Raw genomic sequence first — 18,402 nt, 5'->3', positions numbered from 1 at the left:
CCATTTGATCACGATTCATTTGATTATTTTTAGACAGCATTTCAATCACCTCACTAGTTACTTCTTTCATTATACAAAAAAACTGCCAACATCCTCCTCAAAATCGAGGAGTTTGTCGACAGTCTGAAGCTGTCTTCAGACAGCTTTTTTCTTTTTATTGACTCAAAATTTTAGACAAAAGTTCTTCATCAAATTCCTGTTTTTTGAGCATTTCAATTTCAAGCTTGTAAGGCGGTTTTTTGTTTTTCTTGTCTTCCCCTACATAAGGTGTTTCAAGTATTTTCGGAACATCTGCAAGCTTTGGATGGTGGACGATGCTGTTTAAGGCTTTAAATCCAATATGCCCAAAGCCAATATTTTCATGGCGGTCTTTTCTTGCACCAATTGGATTTTTGCTGTCATTCACATGCAGCACTTTTAACCGGTCAAGTCCTATAATCCGATCAAATTCCTCCAGTACGCCATCAAAATCATTTATCAAGTCATATCCTGCATCATGTGTATGGCATGTATCAAAACAAACGGAAAGATGCTGGTTGTGTGTGACACCTTCTATGATCTGAGCAAGCTCTTCAAAGGATCTTCCGCATTCTGAGCCTTTTCCAGCCATTGTTTCAAGAGCGATCTGGACGTTTTGGTTCTGTTCCAGCACTTCATTCAGACCTTCGATAATCTTATTTATGCCCGTTTCAGCTCCTGCTCCAACGTGGGCTCCCGGGTGAAGGACAATTTGTCTGGCACCAATAGCTGCGGTGCGCTGAATTTCCGAATGGAGAAATTCTACCCCAAGTTTAAAGGTAGCTGGGTTTGAAGTATTCCCGATATTAATAATGTAAGGAGCATGAACAATGATATGATCAATTCCATTTGCCTTCATATGGGCCTGTCCTGCCTCAATGTTCAAGTCCTCTATTTTTTTCCTGCGGGTGTTCTGAGGAGCACCTGTATAGATCATAAAGGTATTAGCTCCATAGGAAGCTGCTTCCTCACTTGCTGCAAGCAGCATATGTTTCCCGCTCATTGACACGTGTGATCCAATTCTAAGCATGCTGATCCCCCTATTTGCTTCTTCGGTTAAGTCTTCTTTGTCTCTTTTTAATTTCTTCCATTTCCCGGGAGATTTTTTTCTTATACCCAGGTTTTACCTTGCCCGGCCTTCTTACTAACCTGCTAGCCACTGTATCTGTTTCATCTGCTTCTTTTTTTCTATTTTTACGGCGCTTCCGGTCCTCAAGTGTTTTCCACTCACCGCCAGCAAGATCTTTATGATCAAATGTAATCCCAAGTTTTTCAAGTCTTGCAAGTGCATCCTCGTCCGAAACATCATAAAGCGTTGCAGCAATTCCTGAGTAGCCTGCTCTTGCAGTTCGCCCAACACGATGAATATAAAAATCCAGATCTGAAGGAAGCTCATAATTTATGATATGACTGACACCTTCGATATCTATACCCCTTGCAGCAAGATCTGTTGCAACAACATATTGAAACTCAAGATCATTGACTCGTTTCATCATTTGTTTTCGTTCCCGGGGAGAAAGGCCTCCATGTATGCGTCCTACCTTAAGGCCTTTAGCAATCAGCGCATCCGCCACTTCATCTGCCCGCTTTTTTGTATTGGTAAAAACTATCGCAAGGTAAGGATTAAAAGCCTTCAGCATATCGTAAACAAGAGCTGTTTTTTCTCTATGTCTTAAAGGAACTAGAACATGCTGTATTTTTTCAGCTGTTGCCTGATTAGGCTGAACATGGGAATATTTCGGATTCTCCATGTATTTTTTCAAAAAAGGCTTTAGTTTTTCAGGAATAGTCGCTGAAAAGACCAAAAGCTGCAGATCTTCCGGCATATGGGCGCCAATCGTGTCAACATCCTCCAAAAATCCCATATCAAGCATTAAATCAGCTTCATCAACGACCATTGCTTTTGCCTGGTGTACAAAAAGAGCCTTTTCTTTAATAAGGTCTTTAATTCTTCCAGGAGTTCCGATAACAAGCTGGGGCTGGTTTTTCAGTTTTTCAATTGTCCTCTGCTTGTCCGTTCCGCCAATATAGCAGCGTGCATTGACTGTTGCAGGAGAATGCTTCAGAAGTTTTAAAGCTTCCTGGTAAATCTGATTAGCCAATTCCCTTGTTGGCGCTGTCACAACAACCTGCACAGCATCAAGGTCTGCTTCTATTTTGTTTAAAAGCGGAATGAGATAAGCATGAGTTTTGCCTGTTCCTGTTTGAGACTGGCCGATAACACTATCGCCTTTTAAAACAGATGGGATCAGTCGTTCCTGTATTTGTGTGGGGTTGTTAAATCCAAGTTCTTTCACCGCAGATATCATGAAGGGTTGTAGACCGAATCGTTCAAAATTATTTTGTTTCATTTAATTAGCTCCTTTTTAGGAAGAAGTTTCTTTCTTCACTTAATCCATCTCCACATTATAAACGATTCCCTATTAAAACACCATCGGACATATTATGCCTATCTTTTAGAAGAGGGACGCTTTACGCAAACACTTTTTTAGAAACCGGCATACATTACATTAGACAAATGCATTAGGAAGGAGCAATACTATGTTTCCACAAAGACCCATGCCTCCCATGGGGCCGGCACAGCGAGGAATGATGAGGTTAGCAGGCCGTATACCTATGAACGGAGGACAGCCATTCAATGGCGGATTTAATGGTGGACAATTTTTGGGCCAGGGTGCAAGAACCCCTTTTGGCGGAATGGCTGGAGGACAAAATTTCGGAGCACAGCAATTAGCTGGAAGAGCAGGCGGGGGAGGATTAAGAGGATTACTTTCTAAAATCATGCCTTTTGGACAGGGTGCTGGAAATGCAGGAGCTGGAGGAGCGGCACGGGGCCTTGCTAATCTTGGAGGAGCTGCCCAAGGCGGATCCGGTGTGGGCGGTGTCACACAAGGACTTTCAAGTCTTGCAAATCCTTCGAATATATCCGGAATGCTTGGAAATGTTCAAAAAGCACTTGGTATGGCACAGCAGGTTACCCCGATGATTCAGCAATACGGCCCTCTTGTTAAGAACCTGCCTGCAATGTACCGCATATTCAGCCAGCTGAAAAGCGGCGGAAATGATGACTCTTCTGAGGAAAATCAATCAGAAGTTTCCGACGAGAAAAAAAATGAAACCCCCGCTTCTGCCAAAGCTAAACAAAAGGCTCCTGTATCTGAAACGCCAGATGAACACACCCCTTCTGCCAAGGTTAAACAAAAGGCTCCTGTATCTGAAACGCCAGATGAAACGGAAGATGCGCCAGCCCCTAAGAAAACTGTTTCTGGAAGAAAGCCTGGCACTTCAACTCCGCGCATGTATGTGTAGCAGCCTTTGAAATCTATTAGCTCTTCCTTTATAATAAGTAAGAGATTATGAGAGTTAAAAGCCGTCTGACGGCTTTTTTCGTTCAATTCTTTCCCAGCTAGGAGGAAGATGAATTAATGGAGATTATTAAAATTGCGCCACGCGGCTATTGCTATGGAGTGGTTGATGCCATGGTCATTGCTAAAAATGCTGCGATGGATAAAAATTTGCCAAGACCGATCTATATTTTAGGAATGATCGTTCACAATAAACATGTTACAGATGCTTTTGAAGAAGAAGGCATTGTCACCCTTGATGGAAGCAACAGACTCGAAATTCTGGAGAAGGTTGAAAGAGGAACCGTTATTTTCACCGCTCACGGCGTTTCACCGGAAGTGCGAGAACTGGCTGAAAGAAAGGGCCTGACAGCAATTGACGCAACTTGCCCTGATGTTACGAAAACCCATGACCTCATCAGAGCGAAAAAAGCGGAAGGCTATGATGTCATTTATATCGGAAAAAAAGGCCATCCTGAGCCGGAAGGAGCTGTCGGGGTTGCTCCTGAAATCGTTCATCTTGTTGAAACAGAGGCAGATGTTGAAGGGCTTCATTTGACCCGTGACAAACTGATTGTAACCAATCAGACAACGATGAGCCAATGGGATGTCTATGACATTATGGAAAAGGTAAAAGAGAAATATCCGCATGTAGAATATCATCAGGAAATTTGCCTTGCAACACAGGTTCGTCAGGAAGCTGTTTCAGAGCAAGCAAAGGATGCTGATCTAACCATCGTTGTCGGTGACCCTAAGAGCAATAACTCAAACAGGCTTGCACAGGTTTCTGAACAAATTGCCGGAACAAAAGCATACAGAATCGGCGCCTTATCCGAGCTTAAGCTTGAATGGCTTAAAGGTGTAAAAAAGGTCGCCATCACAGCAGGCGCTTCCACTCCGACACCAATTACAAAGGAAGTCATCAAGTTTTTGGAGCAATATAACCCAGAGGATGAAGCAACATGGAATCTTAATCATTCAGTTCCTCTGAAAAAGATTCTGCCGAAGGTTAAAATACAAAGCAGCTAAATTTCTGCAGCAAAAAAACAGACTTTTAAAAGTCTGTTTTTTTGTTTAAGGCTTTTTACTCTTTTAAATAAATTCAAAAGGATCTGTATTAAGCTCTGAAGGGAAAATACTCACTTCGTATTTTTTCTCTTCACACATCGATAACAGCTGATCCGTTACCCCTTTTTTCATTACTTTCTCTACATTATGGCCGGGATCTATAACATTCAGTCCCATCATCATCGCATCATGGGCTACGTGATAATACAGATCTCCTGTTACAAAAACATCAGCACCGGAAAATTTCGCCTGGGTAATGTATTTATTGCCGTCACCGCCAAGTACAGCAACTTTTTTCACTTTGCTGTTCTTCTCTCCAACCATACGAACCCTTTTGACATCCAGTGCTTTTTTCACATGCTCTGCAAATTGTCCGAGAGTCATTTCCTCTTCCAGTCTGCCGATTCTTCCTAGTCCAAGCTCGATTCCTTCATTATCAAGAGGAAAGATATCATAGGCTGCCTCTTCATATGGATGCGCCTTTAATACAGCTTGAATGACAGGACGCTGAAGCTCCTCCGGAAAAATGGTTTCAACCTTAACTTCCTCTACCTTTTCAAGATTGCCTTTTTGGCCTATGTACGGATTTGTGTTTTCAAGCGGAAGAAATCGTCCCTCGCCTTTTACTTGAAAAGAACAGTGTGAATAATTTCCGATATGGCCTGCGCCTGCATTAGAAGCGGCCTCTATTACAGATTCCTCATGCCCTGCTGGAACCATCACCGCAAGCTTCTTTAACTTCCCTTTTAAGGTTGGTGCCAATACCTTTGTATCAGTCAAACCAAGGGCGCTTGCCAGTAAATCATTCACACCGCCTTCAGCCACATCAAGGTTCGTGTGGGCAGCATAGACAGCGATATCGTGCTTGATGCATTTTTCAATGATTCTTCCTGAAGTCTGATCAGTCTGAATATGTTTCAGAGCCCTGAAAATGGGCGGATGATGAGCAATAATCAAATCTGCTTTCTTATCTATTGCTTCATCCACTACGTTTTCAAGCACATCCAGGGCAATCATAATGCTGTTGATCGGCTTATTCAGCGTGCCTATTTGAAGACCGATTTTATCGCCTTCAACAGCGTATTTTTTTGGGGAAAAGCTTTCGAATAATTCAATGATTTCATAGCCATTAGGTGTTTTACTCATTAAGAGCTTCCTCCTTAACCATAGCAATAAGCTTTTTTAGTTCTTCCTTTTTTTCCTGATTTTCATGATTTGCGGCACTCTTATCCAGTTTTTGAATAATGCCTTCCCAATGCTTTAGCTCAAGACTCCACTTCTTCAAGAAAACCGGATCCTTTTCTTTCGCTAAATAAGGACCTAATAAAATGCCAGCATCCAAGTCCATTCCTCTATACGAAGCATCAGGGTTCCCTTTTTCGGCAATAAGTATTTCGTAAATTTTACTATCCTCTTCCAAAATGGATTCGTCTTTCAGTTCCCACATGTTGTCTAAAAGCCATTTTCTGATATGGTTTGCATGAATATTCGGCTGAAGGATGAGCCGCTCCGATCCGTTCAGCTTCTCCTTGCCCTGCTCCAATATCTTCGTAATTAATCCTCCGCCCATTCCTGCAATGGAAACACAAGTCACTTCTCCAGCTGCAATAACTTCCAGCCCGTCTCCCTTACGCACTTCGACAAGACCTGTAAGCCCACTTTTTTGAACCTGCTGCATGGCAGAACGAAATGGCCCGTCCACCACTTCTCCCGCTATGGCCTTCGAGGCTAGCTGGTGCTTCACTGCATAACAAGGCAAATAGGCGTGATCTGATCCAATATCTGCAAGGATCGCGCCATGAGGTATGTAATCTGCAACTTTTTGCAGCCTTCTTGATAATTTGGTTTCATTCATAATGTCATCACCACTGATTATTATTCTATTAGAGGAATGCGTTTACTCTAATTAAGTTGTATTCCAAGGACTATCATAACATAATGTCTGGGATGGTTTCCTTAATGGGTATTTGCTGCGGTTTTTGTTGTGAAGGTCTCTGTCCCCAAAGCTCACCTTGGACCTGGCCCCCAGTGCGCTAATGGAATAAAGATGTGTCCCTTCAACACTTTAAGCCTTGCAATTAAAGAAATTCAAACGAGTTTCCTATGTCCTTCATTGCTTTAGAGAAACCGGGGACAACGGCTTAACTCAAGACACCTGGCCCCCATTCAATTAAAGCGGCACAGATGTGGCCCCTCCACGCCAAAAGCTTAGTACAGCCATGAATAAAACAGGGCAGTCTCTGTCCTTCATTGCTTTAAATTAACAGGGGACAGGAGCATTAAATGTTGCAGCCCTGTCCCCGTACCCCTCCCCTTATAAAACGAAAAAAATCCTTCACATAAGCAAAGGACTGGCACATCAAGATTGGCACTTTATTTAAGATTGGACACCCATTTGGTCATGGCATCTAATTTTTCTGGAGGGACCAAACCTGCTGGCATTCCTCCGCCGCCATTTTTAATTTGATTTTTTATTTCGTCAGGGCTTGCCTTAATGCCTGCTAATTTGGGACCGACTCCTCCCTGGTACTTATCACCGTGACATTGCAGGCAATTTTGTTTATAAATTTCATCCGGGGAAGCGTTTGCAATATCCGTTGTTTTTGGTTTTTCTTCCTTGCCGGCAAGCTTCTTGTTATCAGCGAGTCCTTTGAAGGAAAACAGAAAAATAAGACCAATCCCAAGTATGGCAATTAAAGCAAAAGGCACTAGCGGATTACGTTTCATTTGGTCCCCTCCCTTATGTAATGGCTATATATATGGCTTGATTAATCACTATTTATTTTACTTTAATTTTACAGTAAGGAAAAGGAAATTAACAAAACATTTGGACAAATTTTTATAAATTGTCACAGATTAGCAATACATTGTTTAACAGCCGATCTGCCTTGCAATTACCATTCTTTGAATTTCACTTGTTCCCTCGCCTATTTCGGTAAGCTTGGCATCGCGCAAGTATCGCTCTACATGATAGTCCTTCATGTAACCATATCCGCCATGAATTTGAATGGCCTGGTTTGCAACCTCTGAACTGATTTCTGAGGCATACAGCTTGCACATGGACGCCTCTTTTGTAAATGGCTTTCCTTGGTCTTTAAGCCAAGCTGCCTTGTAAACCATATTTCTGGCGAGTTCTATTTTCATCGCCATGTCTGCAAGCTTGAATTGAATCGCCTGGAAGGTTGACAAGCTGCGGTTAAATTGTTTTCTTTCCTTAGCATAAGCCAGAGCCTTTTCATAAGCTGCCTGAGCGATCCCTACTGACATAGCACCTATGCCAATCCTGCCGCCGTCTAACGTTATTAAAAATTGTTTAAACCCTGCGCCTCTTTCTCCTAAAAGATTCTCCTCAGGCACCCTTACATCCTCTAGAACGAGTTCTGTTGTATTAGAAGAGTTGAGTCCCATTTTTTCGTAATTGTCTATTACTCTAAACCCGTTCGCATCAGTAGGAACAATGATAGCACTGATTTCTTTCTCGCTGCCCTCTCTGCCAGTCACAGCAGTAAGCGCTAGAAACTTGGCATAAGAAGCATTTGTTATAAAACATTTGCTTCCGTTGATGACGAACTCTCCGTCCTCTGTTTTTGCTTCTGTCATCGTACCGCCTGCATCTGATCCTGCATTTGGCTCAGTCAGTCCAAAGGCACCAAGAGATTCTCCGCTGCATATTTGAGGAAGATATTTTTGTTTCTGTTCTTCTGTCCCGAATAAATAGATCGGGGCTCCGCCTAAAGAAATATGAGCAGAATACGTAATCCCCGCTGAGCCGCATGCTCTGCTTAACTCTTCCGTTACAATAGCAAAGCTTACCGTGTCAGCCCCGCTTCCTCCATAAGCTTCTGAAAAAGGCAGCCCAAGCATCCCCATTTCGCCAAGCTGTTCAAAAATCTTTTTTGGAAAAGCTTTTGTTTTATCTCTTTCTTCCGCTCCCGGAGCTACTACTTCGTTTGCAAATTCACGAATCGTTTTTTGAATTAGCTTTTGTTCTGCTGTTAATTCAAAGTTCATATTATCCCCCCCGTATGTACGCGCTTACATTTTCTATTATAGTTTTCCGCTCTAATTTTCACAACTTTTTAAATCTTTATTTTATTGGCTCTGTTAAACTTGGCTGTTGATTGCAGCAAGCAGCACTAAAAGCTTAGCGGGCTTACCTTAGAGCCTCCTCGTCGCTTTACTCCTGCGGGGTCTCCCTTGACACGCTTTTCTAAGCAGGAGTCTCAGCACCCGATCAACAAGGTGTAAAAATCAACATTCAGCTTTAACTGAGCCATTTTATTAGACGAAAAATTTTACTGCAAATAAAATGACCGCGATTGCAGAAGAAAAAAGAAAAGATTTCATTTTCCATTTTAATCCAACGAAAATCCACAAAAGACTATTCAGCAAAATGGTAAATCCTAAAACCAGCTGCTGACCCGGCATGAATGTTTGTGCTGTATGGATAGACATAAGCAGAAGCAGTATAGCGCCCGCTCCAAGCGGAACAATGCGATGATATTTGCTTGATGATTTGACGATTAATACGGAAGTAGAGATAAATAAAACACCTACAATGGTCATTTGCAAAAGGTAAGACAATTTTGTAAAATAAATGACAAGTAAAGAAATTGTTATAAATACCAGGGACAAGAGAGTTGATATTAGCTTTTCTCTGTATGCAGGACGTTTCTTCTCATTTGCTGATTCAGACGAAGCCTGGTTTTCGTCACCTCCAGTATATAAAGCAAGGAGAAAATCGCAATAGGTATTTGGAAGAAGACTATTTTCTTTCCAATAAAGAATTTCCTGAATTATAATCGTTTTTCGCTGATTGTCCATAATACTCTCCCTAAACGTTATTCTAATGTTATTGTAAAAAGGGAATAAAAAGTTGTAAATACTTATTTAAGTAAGCGTTTACAAATTGTGTATGAAAAAATTCTTTTTTTAAAATAATGCTGTTTTCGCAAAGATTATTCGTATAATCTTAGAAAGATTAACTTTGTGGCATCTTTTCTTAAACTTCGCAAGTGTATCCCTGCTTCTATAATGGAGAAAAAACAACAAAGTTTAAGAAAAGTGCCTAAAATAAAAAAAGAGGCGGAACATTGTCCGCCTGTTCAGGTAATTCTATTCTAAAAAGTCTTTCAATCGCTTGCTTCTGCTTGGGTGGCGAAGCTTGCGAAGGGCTTTGGCTTCAATTTGGCGGATCCGTTCACGGGTAACCCCGAATACTTTGCCAACTTCCTCCAAAGTTCTAGTGCGTCCATCGTCCAGTCCAAATCGTAAACGAAGAACGTTCTCTTCACGGTCAGTCAGAGTATCCAGAACATCTTCGAGCTGCTCTTTTAAAAGTTCGTAGGCAGCATGCTCAGATGGTGAAGTCGCGTCCTGGTCCTCGATAAAATCACCAAGATGGGAATCATCTTCTTCCCCTATCGGAGTTTCTAGAGATACAGGCTCTTGAGCAATTTTCAATATTTCTCTAACCTTATCTGGTGTAAGGTCCATATCCTCTGCAATTTCTTCCGGAGAGGGTTCACGGCCAAGGTCCTGGAGCAGCTGGCGCTGAACCCTGATCAGTTTATTTATCGTTTCAACCATATGCACTGGAATCCGGATTGTTCTAGCCTGATCGGCAATAGCACGGGTAATGGCCTGACGAATCCACCATGTAGCATACGTACTGAATTTGAAGCCTTTGCGATAGTCGAACTTTTCAACAGCTTTCATAAGACCCATGTTGCCTTCTTGAATAAGGTCAAGGAACAGCATGCCTCGTCCAACATAGCGTTTTGCGATACTGACAACAAGGCGCAGGTTCGCTTCTGCCAGACGGCGCTTCGATTCTTCATTGCCTTGTTCAATACCTAGGGCAAGCTGAATTTCTTCATCAGCAGAAAGAAGGTCAACTCTTCCGATTTCCTTCAGGTACATCCTTACCGGATCGTTGATTTTCACTCCTGGAGGAACACTTAAGTCGTTAAGATCAAATTCTTCTTCTTTAGCTAATTCCTGTATTTTAGGGTCGTCAGCTTCCTCATTTTCACCGTGAAGCTCAACCCCTTGCTCACCTAGAAATTCATAATACTCATCCAATTGGTCTGATTCAATTTCGAAGTTTGACATGCGTTCAGCAATTTCATCGTATATTAAGAATCCGCGTTTTTTACCAAGCTCCGTAAGTTGATCCTTTACTTGTTCTAATGTTAATTCGGATTCATGGGTCTGTTTGTCAGCCATTGGATCCCCTCCTTCCAAACTCTAAAGCACATTTATATTAAAACAATGAACAGCAACCTTAAGTACAGAGTTTACCGGTCATTAATACTGCACACATTTTACTCTGTTTGCTATTTAAAAGACCTTTTAAGCTGAACTATTTCCATCGCTATTTTTGCAGCTTTCAGATAGTCCTTAATTCTTTCAGCCTCATTTTTTTCAGCTTCTTTTTCCTTTATGATTAACATTTTTTGATGATTCAAGACCTGCTTCACATAATCCTGCATTTCCCGCTCGCTAAAATCATCATTAATCTGTATCATGGCAATTTCGGAAACCGTCTGATACAGCTCCGGATCCGGAAGCTTTTGCAAAAATGTACTGACGTTTTCTTCATTTCCTTCTTCATAATAGGCGTATAAATAAGTAACGATAGCGCGATGTTCTTCAATATTAAATTGAAGGCCTACTCGATCAAGGACTTTTTGAGCATCATCTCTGCTTTTTAGCATATGGGCAATCAGCATTCGCTCAGCGTTGTGGAACGCGGGGCGCAGTCTTTTTTTATTGGCAGGGCGCGTCTTTACAGCAGCTGGCGATTGAGAACCTGGTGCCTGTATGGGGCCTCTCGCATCGCGCGAAGCTGTTTTTCTCAATTCCTGCAGCCGCTCCTTTAACACTTCCATTCCGAGCGAGAACTCGGTGGAAATCTGCTTTAAGTAAATTTCCTGTTCAACGGCATTTTGCAGTTTACTGATTTCTTTAACAGCCTGCTCAATATATTGAAGCCTTTCCGCTTCATTTTGAAGGTTCCTTCCCCTCCTGAAATAGTGCATTTTAAATGCCATAAACGAAATGCTGGCCCCTATTACATCATTCTTGAACTTTGCCGCTCCAAATTTTTTGATGTAGTCATCGGGGTCGAGACCATCTGGTATCATGGCGATCTTCACTGCACATCCCATATCAGTCATTGTCTTAGCCGCTCTCATAGCTGCCTCAACACCTGCATTGTCTGCATCATAGCAAATAACGATGCTGGCACTGTTTCTTTTTAAAATTTTTGCCTGTTCCTCAGTCAGCGAAGTTCCCATCGTGGCCACAGCATTTTCCACTCCAGCCGAAACTGATGATATAACATCCGCAAAGCCTTCAAGCAAAACTGTCTCCTGATGCTTACGTATATGTATTCTTGCTTGGTAAAAATGATAAAGGAGTCTGCTTTTATTAAATATTTTTGTTTCAGGGCTGTTTAAGTATTTCGGCTGTTCATTTGACAGTACCCTGCCGGAAAACGCGACAGTATTTCCATGGTGATCATGGATGGGAAACATAATCCTGTTGCGGAAACGGTCCAAAAATTCCTGTCCGCCGGATTTTTTAACCAGAAGGCCCGCTTGCTCCATCAGTGATGGGTCATAACCTCTTTTGGTAAGAAACTTTGTTACAAAGTCCCATGATGGAAGGGAATAGCCAATTTCAAATTTCTCAATTGTTTCCTTGGTAAATCCCCTATTCAGGAGATATTCCAAAGCGTCTTCGCCTTCCTTTGTGTTTAGAAGCAAATGATGGTAGAATTTTTTTAACAGTTCATGAGCTTCCAGCATTTTCTTTTCAGCCGCTTCAAGCTTTGCATTACTTTTTGCCGGCTGAATGTTTTCTGGCATTTCGATGTTCTGTCTTTGAGCGAGCTTTTGAACAGCCTCTCCAAATTCTGTACCTTCCATTTGCATTAGAAAAGAAAATACGTTTCCGCCGGCACCGCATCCGAAACAATGGAAAATCTGCTTCTCTGGTGAAACGGAAAACGAAGGAGTATTTTCGCCATGGAAGGGGCATAAACCAAAGTAATTGCGCCCTTGTTTCTTCAATTGAACGTATTCATTAATAACGTCCACAATGTCTGAAGATTGTTGAACTTTTTCAATAACCTCTTCTGGAATTCGATTTGCCATGCTAACAACTCCGTGTAACATCTAATTCGCGACTCAGAAATCATTTCCTGCATGTTTCGACAGGATTTTTTCTAGCTGGCATCTAAAAGCATGCTTATCTGCTTCTGTAAGCTTCTTCGGGCCTTTTAGATAATTCCCGCTTCTTCTTTCCATAGCAGACAAATATCGGAACTGCAAGGCCGTTTCAATGTTAGTATCTGTATATTGTTTACCCTTTGGAGTAAGCACTATAACGTCCTTTTTCACAAGCAAGCCTGCCAGCCCAATATCCTGGGTTACTGTAATATCAGAAGAACCTGCGTGATTTATGATATAAAGATCGGCAGCTTCTTTGCCAGTATCCACATAAATCCATTTCCCTCCAAATGTTTGTGAAGTTTGATGGTTATAAGAGGCGACGAAAATCACATCAAGGCCATATTTTTTAGCTGTTGCCGAGATTTCATCTTTCACTGGACAGGCATCTGCGTCTACATAAATTTTCGGCATTTTTTCGTCAATTTTCACTATTCTCCATCACTCCGCTAAAATCCTTCTTTCCATTGACAATAGGAATCGGTATTCATTGTCGAATTTATTTTCTATAAGAATTCTTGACAGGTGCTAATAAGTAGTTTATTCTCTTATTCCAAAGTCTAAACCTAAAAGAATGTAATTTTATCACAATTTTTTATTATAATGCAAAGTTTTTCATTTTTCCAGTCTTTTTTCTTAATTTGAAGGTATTCTCAATATTTCCCTGCTGTTTTCCTGTTACATTATAAAAACTCAGAGTACGATGGTCCAATTTTAAAAAATGGCCATTCTACTCTGAGTTTTTATTAAGCTAACATAGTGATAACCGTTTTATTTTAAACTCTTGTGTGCAGCAATCAGTTTTTGTAATTGTTCATTAAGGTCTGAATATTATTTGCAGTCTCTTCTACTGCTTTATTCGAAACATCAATGACATGGCAGCCTATACGGCTGATTATTTTTTCGAAGAATGTTAATTCTTCTTTAATCCGTTCAATATTAGCATAGATGGCTTTATCATTTAATCCAAGTGATTTCAGCCGCTCTCTTCTGATATTGTTTAATTTTTCAGGACTAATTTTAAGCCCGATGCATTTTTCAGGAGGAACCATGAAAAGCTCTTCCGGAGGCTCCACCTCAGGTACAATCGGCACGTTGGCCACCTTAAAGCGCTTATGAGCCAAATATTGTGATAGAGGTGTTTTTGACGTTCTTGATACTCCGACTAAAATGATATCTGCCTTCAGTATGCCTCTTGGATCCCTTCCGTCATCATACTTTACAGCAAACTCAATTGCTTCCACCTTTTTAAAATAGTCCTCATCAAGCTTCCTGACTCTTCCGGGCTCATATTTCGCCTTTTTTCCATAAGAAGCTTCCATCTGGTCTATTAACGGCCCCATAATATCGTGATAAGGCACTCCCTTTTTTTCAGCTTCTTCTATCAAATAATGCCTCAGTTCAGGCACTACAAGAGTAAAACAAATAATCGAATGATCCGCACTCGCATAATTGATTACTTCCTGAATCGTTGATTTATCTTCCACATATGGAATGCGTCTAACCACAGTATGAGCAGCTGCCCCGTTGAATTGGCTGATCGCCGCTTTTACTACTAGTTCTGCCGTTTCCCCAACAGAATCTGAAACTACATAAAGTGTCCGGTTTTTCATCCAGTTCCCCCATTTCCCTAAGGCTCTTATCTTAAACTTTGCTGCTTCTCCCTCCATATTTCTCTTACACGGCCCTTGATTTGGCATGAACTTTAACAAAATGCCCGAAGCAAGTCTAAATGCGTGAAAGCTTATACAAATAGAAGCAATCTATTGTGAAAACAGCCCTCTTTAAGGCTAAATTATATCATTTTCAGCAAGTCGCACCAGAATTTTTGCCATATTGGTTTTTGTAATCCTGCCGGTAACTTCAAACCCCTTCTCAGAATCTTTAATAACAGGAAGGGCATCGATTTGCTTCTCTATTAATGAGCCCGCTACATCTACAATCAGATCATCATTTCGGCAAACCGTTATGTTTGGCATCCGGGTCATAATAATATTGACTGGAATGGAACTGAGCTCTTGTTTTCCAATGCTTGCCCTAAGCAAATCTTTTCTTGAAAGAACACCTGCCAAAATAGCATTTTCGTCCACAACAAAAAGGGTGCCGACGTCTTCCAGAAACATAGTCACGATGGCATCGTAAACAGATACATTCTCATTCACTACAATAGGGATGGATTGAAAATCCTTCACTTGAAGCTTCTTCAGCTGTTCTGATAAAACTTGGCTTCCTGTTTTCCCTGTATAAAAATAACCTACGCGGGGACGTGCTTCTAAATACCCTGACATTGTCAATATGGCCAGATCAGGGCGAAGAGTTGCCCTTGTCAGACTAAGCTTTTCGGCTATATGTTCCCCAGTAATCGGACCATTTTCTTTTACAATTTGCAAAATGGTTTCCTGGCGTTTGTTCAATTCGATTTTACTCACCACCCTTTTCTCTGGAGCTGTCCGCTTTAAGCATTTTTTATGAATATACTGCTAAAATGCCTAAGATAATTCAGGAAATCTTGAACGGTCGCTTTTCCCTGGGGCATAGGCTTCAGCTCCCATTACCTCTATGTAGAAAACCAAATAGGCTATACTATATATGAATATTATATACTAATGAAAGCAGAATTACAGTCAGATTTTCACCGTATAGAAAAAGGAGCTGACCAAAAGGAAGCGCGAAGCACTTATAGGTCAGCCCAATTTTCTCCTGTATTATTTTACAAGAATGGCATTCATATTGGCAAACAGCTTGATTAATTCAGAGAGCTCAACTAATTGAGCAAGCCTGTTGCGGCGAAGTTTTTCATCATCTGCCATTACCATCGTATTGTCAAAATAAGCATCAATAAATGGCTTAAGACTGCTCAGATTAGCATAAATTCCTTCATAATCCGCATTTTGATGATTGTTCTTAATGGAGGACTTAGCTTCTTCCACTTTTTCAAACAGCTCTTTTTCCTGGTCATTTTCAAAAATGGCTGAATCAACAGATGCAGCTTCACCTTTTTTCGCGATATTTAAAACACGTGATAATGATTCAATAATTTCTTTAAATTCCGCATTCGTTGACTCTTTTTGCAGTATTTCCGCTCTTTTAAGCAAAGAAGCCGCTTCATGCTCATTGGACTCCAGTACTGCATCAACCAAGTCATAACGAATTTCTTTTTCAGCCAGAATATATTTAAGGCGCATCTTGAAGAAGTTCAGCAGCTCAGCCTTCGTTTCTTTACTGTTTTCTATCTCCAGTCCATCAAGTGCAAGCTCGAACAGTTCTTCCAGCGGAAGTCTCCAGTCTTTTGCAATCAGAATCTGGACAACACCGCTTGCCTGTCTCCTTAGTGCATAAGGATCCTGTGAGCCAGTCGGCACCATGCCAATTGAGAAAAATGCACAGATAGTATCCATTTTATCTGCAATGGCTACTGCTGCTCCAGCATTTGTTGAAGGCGCCTGATCCTCTGCATGGCGGGGCATATAATGTTCATTAATTGCCTTCGCTACTGTTTCATTTTCTCCAAGTATTCCCGCATATTTCTCACCCATGATGCCTTGAAGCTCAGGGAACTCGTAAACCATATGCGTGACGAGGTCAAATTTGCTGATTGCCGCGGTTCTTTTTGCATCAGCTTGATCTTCTTTGGAAAGGCCAAGCTTTTCAGTGAGCTTATCCGTCAGCTTTTCAATCCTGCGAACTTTGTCTCCAAGAGAACCCAGCTCTTCATGAAAAACAATTTTTTCGAGCTTTGCCAGAGCATCGTCAATTTTAAGCTTATGATCTTCTTTATAGAAGAAATCAGCATCAGACAGGCGGGCTCTCAGCACTTTTTCGTTACCCCTTGCCACATTGTCAAGATGCTCTTTGTTGCCGTTGCGGACTGTCACAAATTTCGAAAGCAGTGTTCCATCTTCAGATTTCACCGGGAAATATCTTTGGTGTTCTTTCATGGATGTGATGAGCACTTCATCAGGCAGCTTGAGAAATTCATCTTCAAACTCTCCATACAGTGCTGTCGGATATTCTACGAGGTTATTTACTTCCTCAAGCAAATCCTCATCAACTGGGATCACAAAGCCATTTTCTATTTCAAGCTCTTTCAATTGCTGAAGGATCAGTGTTTTTCTCTTTTCAGGATCTGCGATGACAAACTCTTTTTCAAGAGCATTTTCGTAATCTAAAGGTTTTAGCACAGCCGTCTCTTTTCCTAAAAAACGGTGCCCAAAAGTTTTCGTATCTGTCTGCACGCCAGTGATGCCAAACGGAATCACTTCTTCACCAAACAGAGCTACAAGCCATTTTATCGGTCTCGCATACCGAAGCTCATTGCTTCCCCACTTCATGTTTTTTGGAAAAGAAAGGCTTGTAATGATCCCTTCCATTTCTGGCAGAAGCTCAAATGCCGGCTTTCCTTTTACAAATTTTTGAACATGGGCATATTCAATGCCTTTTAATTCTTTAAAATAAATATCCTCGACTTTTACGCCCTGCCCTCTTGTGAAGCCCATAGCTGCCTTGGACCAGTTTCCACCCGCATCGAGAGCAATTTTTCTTGCTGGCCCCTTTGCTTCCTCTTCTATATCTTCCTGTTTTGCTGCAACATCTTTTATCAGTACAGCAAGCCTTCTCGGAGTAGAGTACAGGGAAACCTCACCGTAAGAAAGCTTTTTATCCTTCAGCCATCCCTCAAGCTTCCTTCCCAGCTGATTCATAGCATCCGTCACAAACCTTGCAGGAAGTTCTTCAAGTCCTATTTCTAAAAGCAAATCTCGATTATTCATGATCGCTAGCCCCCTTTTCTTTCAGCATTGGGAATCCAAGCTTTTCCCGTTCATCAAAGTAAGTCCTGGCCACTTTGCGCGCCAAATTCCTCACCCTGCCGATATACCCTGTTCTTTCCGTTACAGAGATTGCTCCTCTTGCATCAAGAAGGTTAAACGTGTGAGAGCATTTTAAAACATAATCATAGGCTGGATGAACAAGCCCTTCATTCATTTGGCGGTGTGCTTCTTTTTCATAGATGGTAAACAGCTGAAAAAGCATATCAGGATCGGATGTTTCAAACGTATATTTTGAATGTTCAAATTCTGGCATCAGAAATATATCCCGCACTGTGTAGCCTTCCGTCCATTCAAGATCAAATACATTTTCCTTATCTTGTATGTAAGAAGCCAAACGTTCAATACCATAAGTAATTTCAACAGAAACCGGCTTGCACTCAATTCCGCCAACCTGCTGAAAATAAGTAAATTGGGTGATTTCCATTCCATCCAGCCAAACTTCCCAACCAAGACCTGCACAGCCAAGCGAAGGGTTTTCCCAGTTATCTTCCACAAATCGAATATCGTGTTCCAGCGGATTAATGCCGAGCGCTTTTAGGGAATCAAGATATAGCTCTTGTATATTATCAGGTGACGGCTTCATAATGACCTGAAACTGATGATGCTGATAAAGTCTGTTAGGATTTTCGCCATAGCGGCCATCTGCAGGACGGCGGGAAGGCTCTACATACGCCACATTCCACGGTTCAGGCCCGACAGCTTTTAAAAATGTATAAGGGCTCATTGTTCCCGCACCCTTTTCCGTATCATAGGCCTGCATTAAAACACAGCCTTGATCAGACCAATGCTTTTGCAAGGTAAGAATCATTTGTTGAATATTCATTCCAATTACCTCCCGATTTGTAATAGCAGCTGAGGATAGGATGGTGAATCCCCGAACAAAAACAAAAAACTCCCGTCCCTATG

Annotated in this window: 16 protein-coding genes; 2 read left to right on the top strand and 14 right to left on the bottom strand. The window is 41.4% G+C overall.

Going from position 1 to position 18,402, the window contains the following annotated elements; translation table 11 throughout:
* Positions 1–154: 154 nt before the first annotated feature.
* Together ACOT8F_RS07275 and ACOT8F_RS07270 are read right to left on the bottom strand one after the other, a co-directional pair.
* Complete coding sequence (locus ACOT8F_RS07275) at positions 155–1,048, bottom strand: deoxyribonuclease IV (RefSeq protein WP_421650904.1); 894 nt, start codon at positions 1,046–1,048, stop codon at positions 155–157.
* Positions 1,049–1,058: 10 nt separating this feature from the next.
* The gene (locus tag ACOT8F_RS07270; RefSeq protein ID WP_421650903.1) at positions 1,059–2,369 is read right to left on the bottom strand and encodes a DEAD/DEAH box helicase; all 1,311 of its coding nucleotides are present in this window, start codon (positions 2,367–2,369) and stop codon (positions 1,059–1,061) included.
* A 190-nt stretch (positions 2,370–2,559) separates the two neighbouring features.
* Between ACOT8F_RS07270 and vrrA the strand changes: the two genes are divergently transcribed.
* Together vrrA and ACOT8F_RS07260 are read left to right on the top strand one after the other, a co-directional pair.
* Positions 2,560–3,327, top strand: coding sequence for a VrrA/YqfQ family protein (vrrA, locus tag ACOT8F_RS07265; protein ID WP_421650902.1), 768 nt, complete (start codon positions 2,560–2,562; stop codon positions 3,325–3,327).
* Between the two features lie 116 nt (positions 3,328–3,443).
* Positions 3,444–4,391 (top strand): 4-hydroxy-3-methylbut-2-enyl diphosphate reductase, encoded by a 948-nt coding sequence (locus ACOT8F_RS07260; RefSeq protein ID WP_421650900.1) that lies wholly within the window; start codon positions 3,444–3,446, stop codon positions 4,389–4,391.
* A gap of 63 nt (positions 4,392–4,454) precedes the next feature.
* On the opposite strand, the gene ACOT8F_RS07255 is transcribed toward ACOT8F_RS07260, so the two are convergent.
* The 12 genes from ACOT8F_RS07255 to glyQ form a co-directional block, all read right to left on the bottom strand.
* Complete coding sequence (locus ACOT8F_RS07255; RefSeq protein ID WP_421650898.1) at positions 4,455–5,576, bottom strand: Nif3-like dinuclear metal center hexameric protein; 1,122 nt, start codon at positions 5,574–5,576, stop codon at positions 4,455–4,457.
* Positions 5,569–6,285: a tRNA (adenine(22)-N(1))-methyltransferase gene (locus tag ACOT8F_RS07250; protein WP_421650896.1), complete on the bottom strand. Its 717-nt coding sequence runs from the start codon at positions 6,283–6,285 to the stop codon at positions 5,569–5,571. Before ACOT8F_RS07250 ends, ACOT8F_RS07255 begins: the two co-directional genes overlap by 8 nt.
* Before the next feature lie 518 nt (positions 6,286–6,803).
* Entirely contained in the window at positions 6,804–7,157 is a 354-nt protein-coding gene (cccA, locus tag ACOT8F_RS07245; RefSeq protein ID WP_421650895.1) for a cytochrome c550, read from the bottom strand.
* Between the two features lie 144 nt (positions 7,158–7,301).
* On the bottom strand, positions 7,302–8,441 hold the full coding sequence (locus tag ACOT8F_RS07240; protein ID WP_421650893.1) for an acyl-CoA dehydrogenase family protein: 1,140 nt from the start codon (positions 8,439–8,441) through the stop codon (positions 7,302–7,304).
* Between the two features lie 270 nt (positions 8,442–8,711).
* Complete coding sequence (locus ACOT8F_RS07235) at positions 8,712–9,254, bottom strand: hypothetical protein (protein WP_421650892.1); 543 nt, start codon at positions 9,252–9,254, stop codon at positions 8,712–8,714.
* Between the two features lie 291 nt (positions 9,255–9,545).
* Positions 9,546–10,658, bottom strand: coding sequence for an RNA polymerase sigma factor RpoD (gene rpoD / locus ACOT8F_RS07230; protein ID WP_421650891.1), 1,113 nt, complete (start codon positions 10,656–10,658; stop codon positions 9,546–9,548).
* A 110-nt stretch (positions 10,659–10,768) separates the two neighbouring features.
* Positions 10,769–12,592: a DNA primase gene (dnaG, locus tag ACOT8F_RS07225; protein ID WP_421650889.1), complete on the bottom strand. Its 1,824-nt coding sequence runs from the start codon at positions 12,590–12,592 to the stop codon at positions 10,769–10,771.
* A gap of 33 nt (positions 12,593–12,625) precedes the next feature.
* A complete protein-coding gene (locus ACOT8F_RS07220) occupies positions 12,626–13,081 on the bottom strand; it encodes a YaiI/YqxD family protein (RefSeq protein ID WP_421650943.1) in 456 nt (151 codons plus the stop codon).
* A gap of 383 nt (positions 13,082–13,464) precedes the next feature.
* Positions 13,465–14,280, bottom strand: coding sequence for a pyruvate, water dikinase regulatory protein (locus ACOT8F_RS07215; RefSeq protein ID WP_421650888.1), 816 nt, complete (start codon positions 14,278–14,280; stop codon positions 13,465–13,467).
* A gap of 177 nt (positions 14,281–14,457) precedes the next feature.
* Complete coding sequence (gene ccpN, locus ACOT8F_RS07210) at positions 14,458–15,096, bottom strand: transcriptional regulator CcpN (protein WP_421650887.1); 639 nt, start codon at positions 15,094–15,096, stop codon at positions 14,458–14,460.
* A gap of 276 nt (positions 15,097–15,372) precedes the next feature.
* Positions 15,373–17,436, bottom strand: a complete 2,064-nt coding sequence (glyS, locus tag ACOT8F_RS07205; protein WP_421650886.1) for a glycine--tRNA ligase subunit beta — start codon at positions 17,434–17,436, stop codon at positions 15,373–15,375.
* Positions 17,429–18,319 carry a glycine--tRNA ligase subunit alpha gene (gene glyQ, locus ACOT8F_RS07200; protein WP_421650884.1) on the bottom strand — a complete coding sequence of 297 codons (891 nt, stop codon included), beginning with the start codon at positions 18,317–18,319 and terminating at the stop codon, positions 17,429–17,431. The genes glyS and glyQ overlap by 8 nt, the downstream gene beginning before the upstream one ends.
* Between the last annotated feature and the right edge of the window lie 83 nt (positions 18,320–18,402).

The organism is Chryseobacillus diguaensis, from assembly GCF_049220665.1.
Taxonomy (GTDB): domain Bacteria; phylum Bacillota; class Bacilli; order Bacillales; family Bacillaceae; genus Metabacillus_B.
The sequence above is the reverse complement of the archived record's forward strand: the minus strand, read 5'-3'. Positions and strand labels throughout refer to the sequence as shown.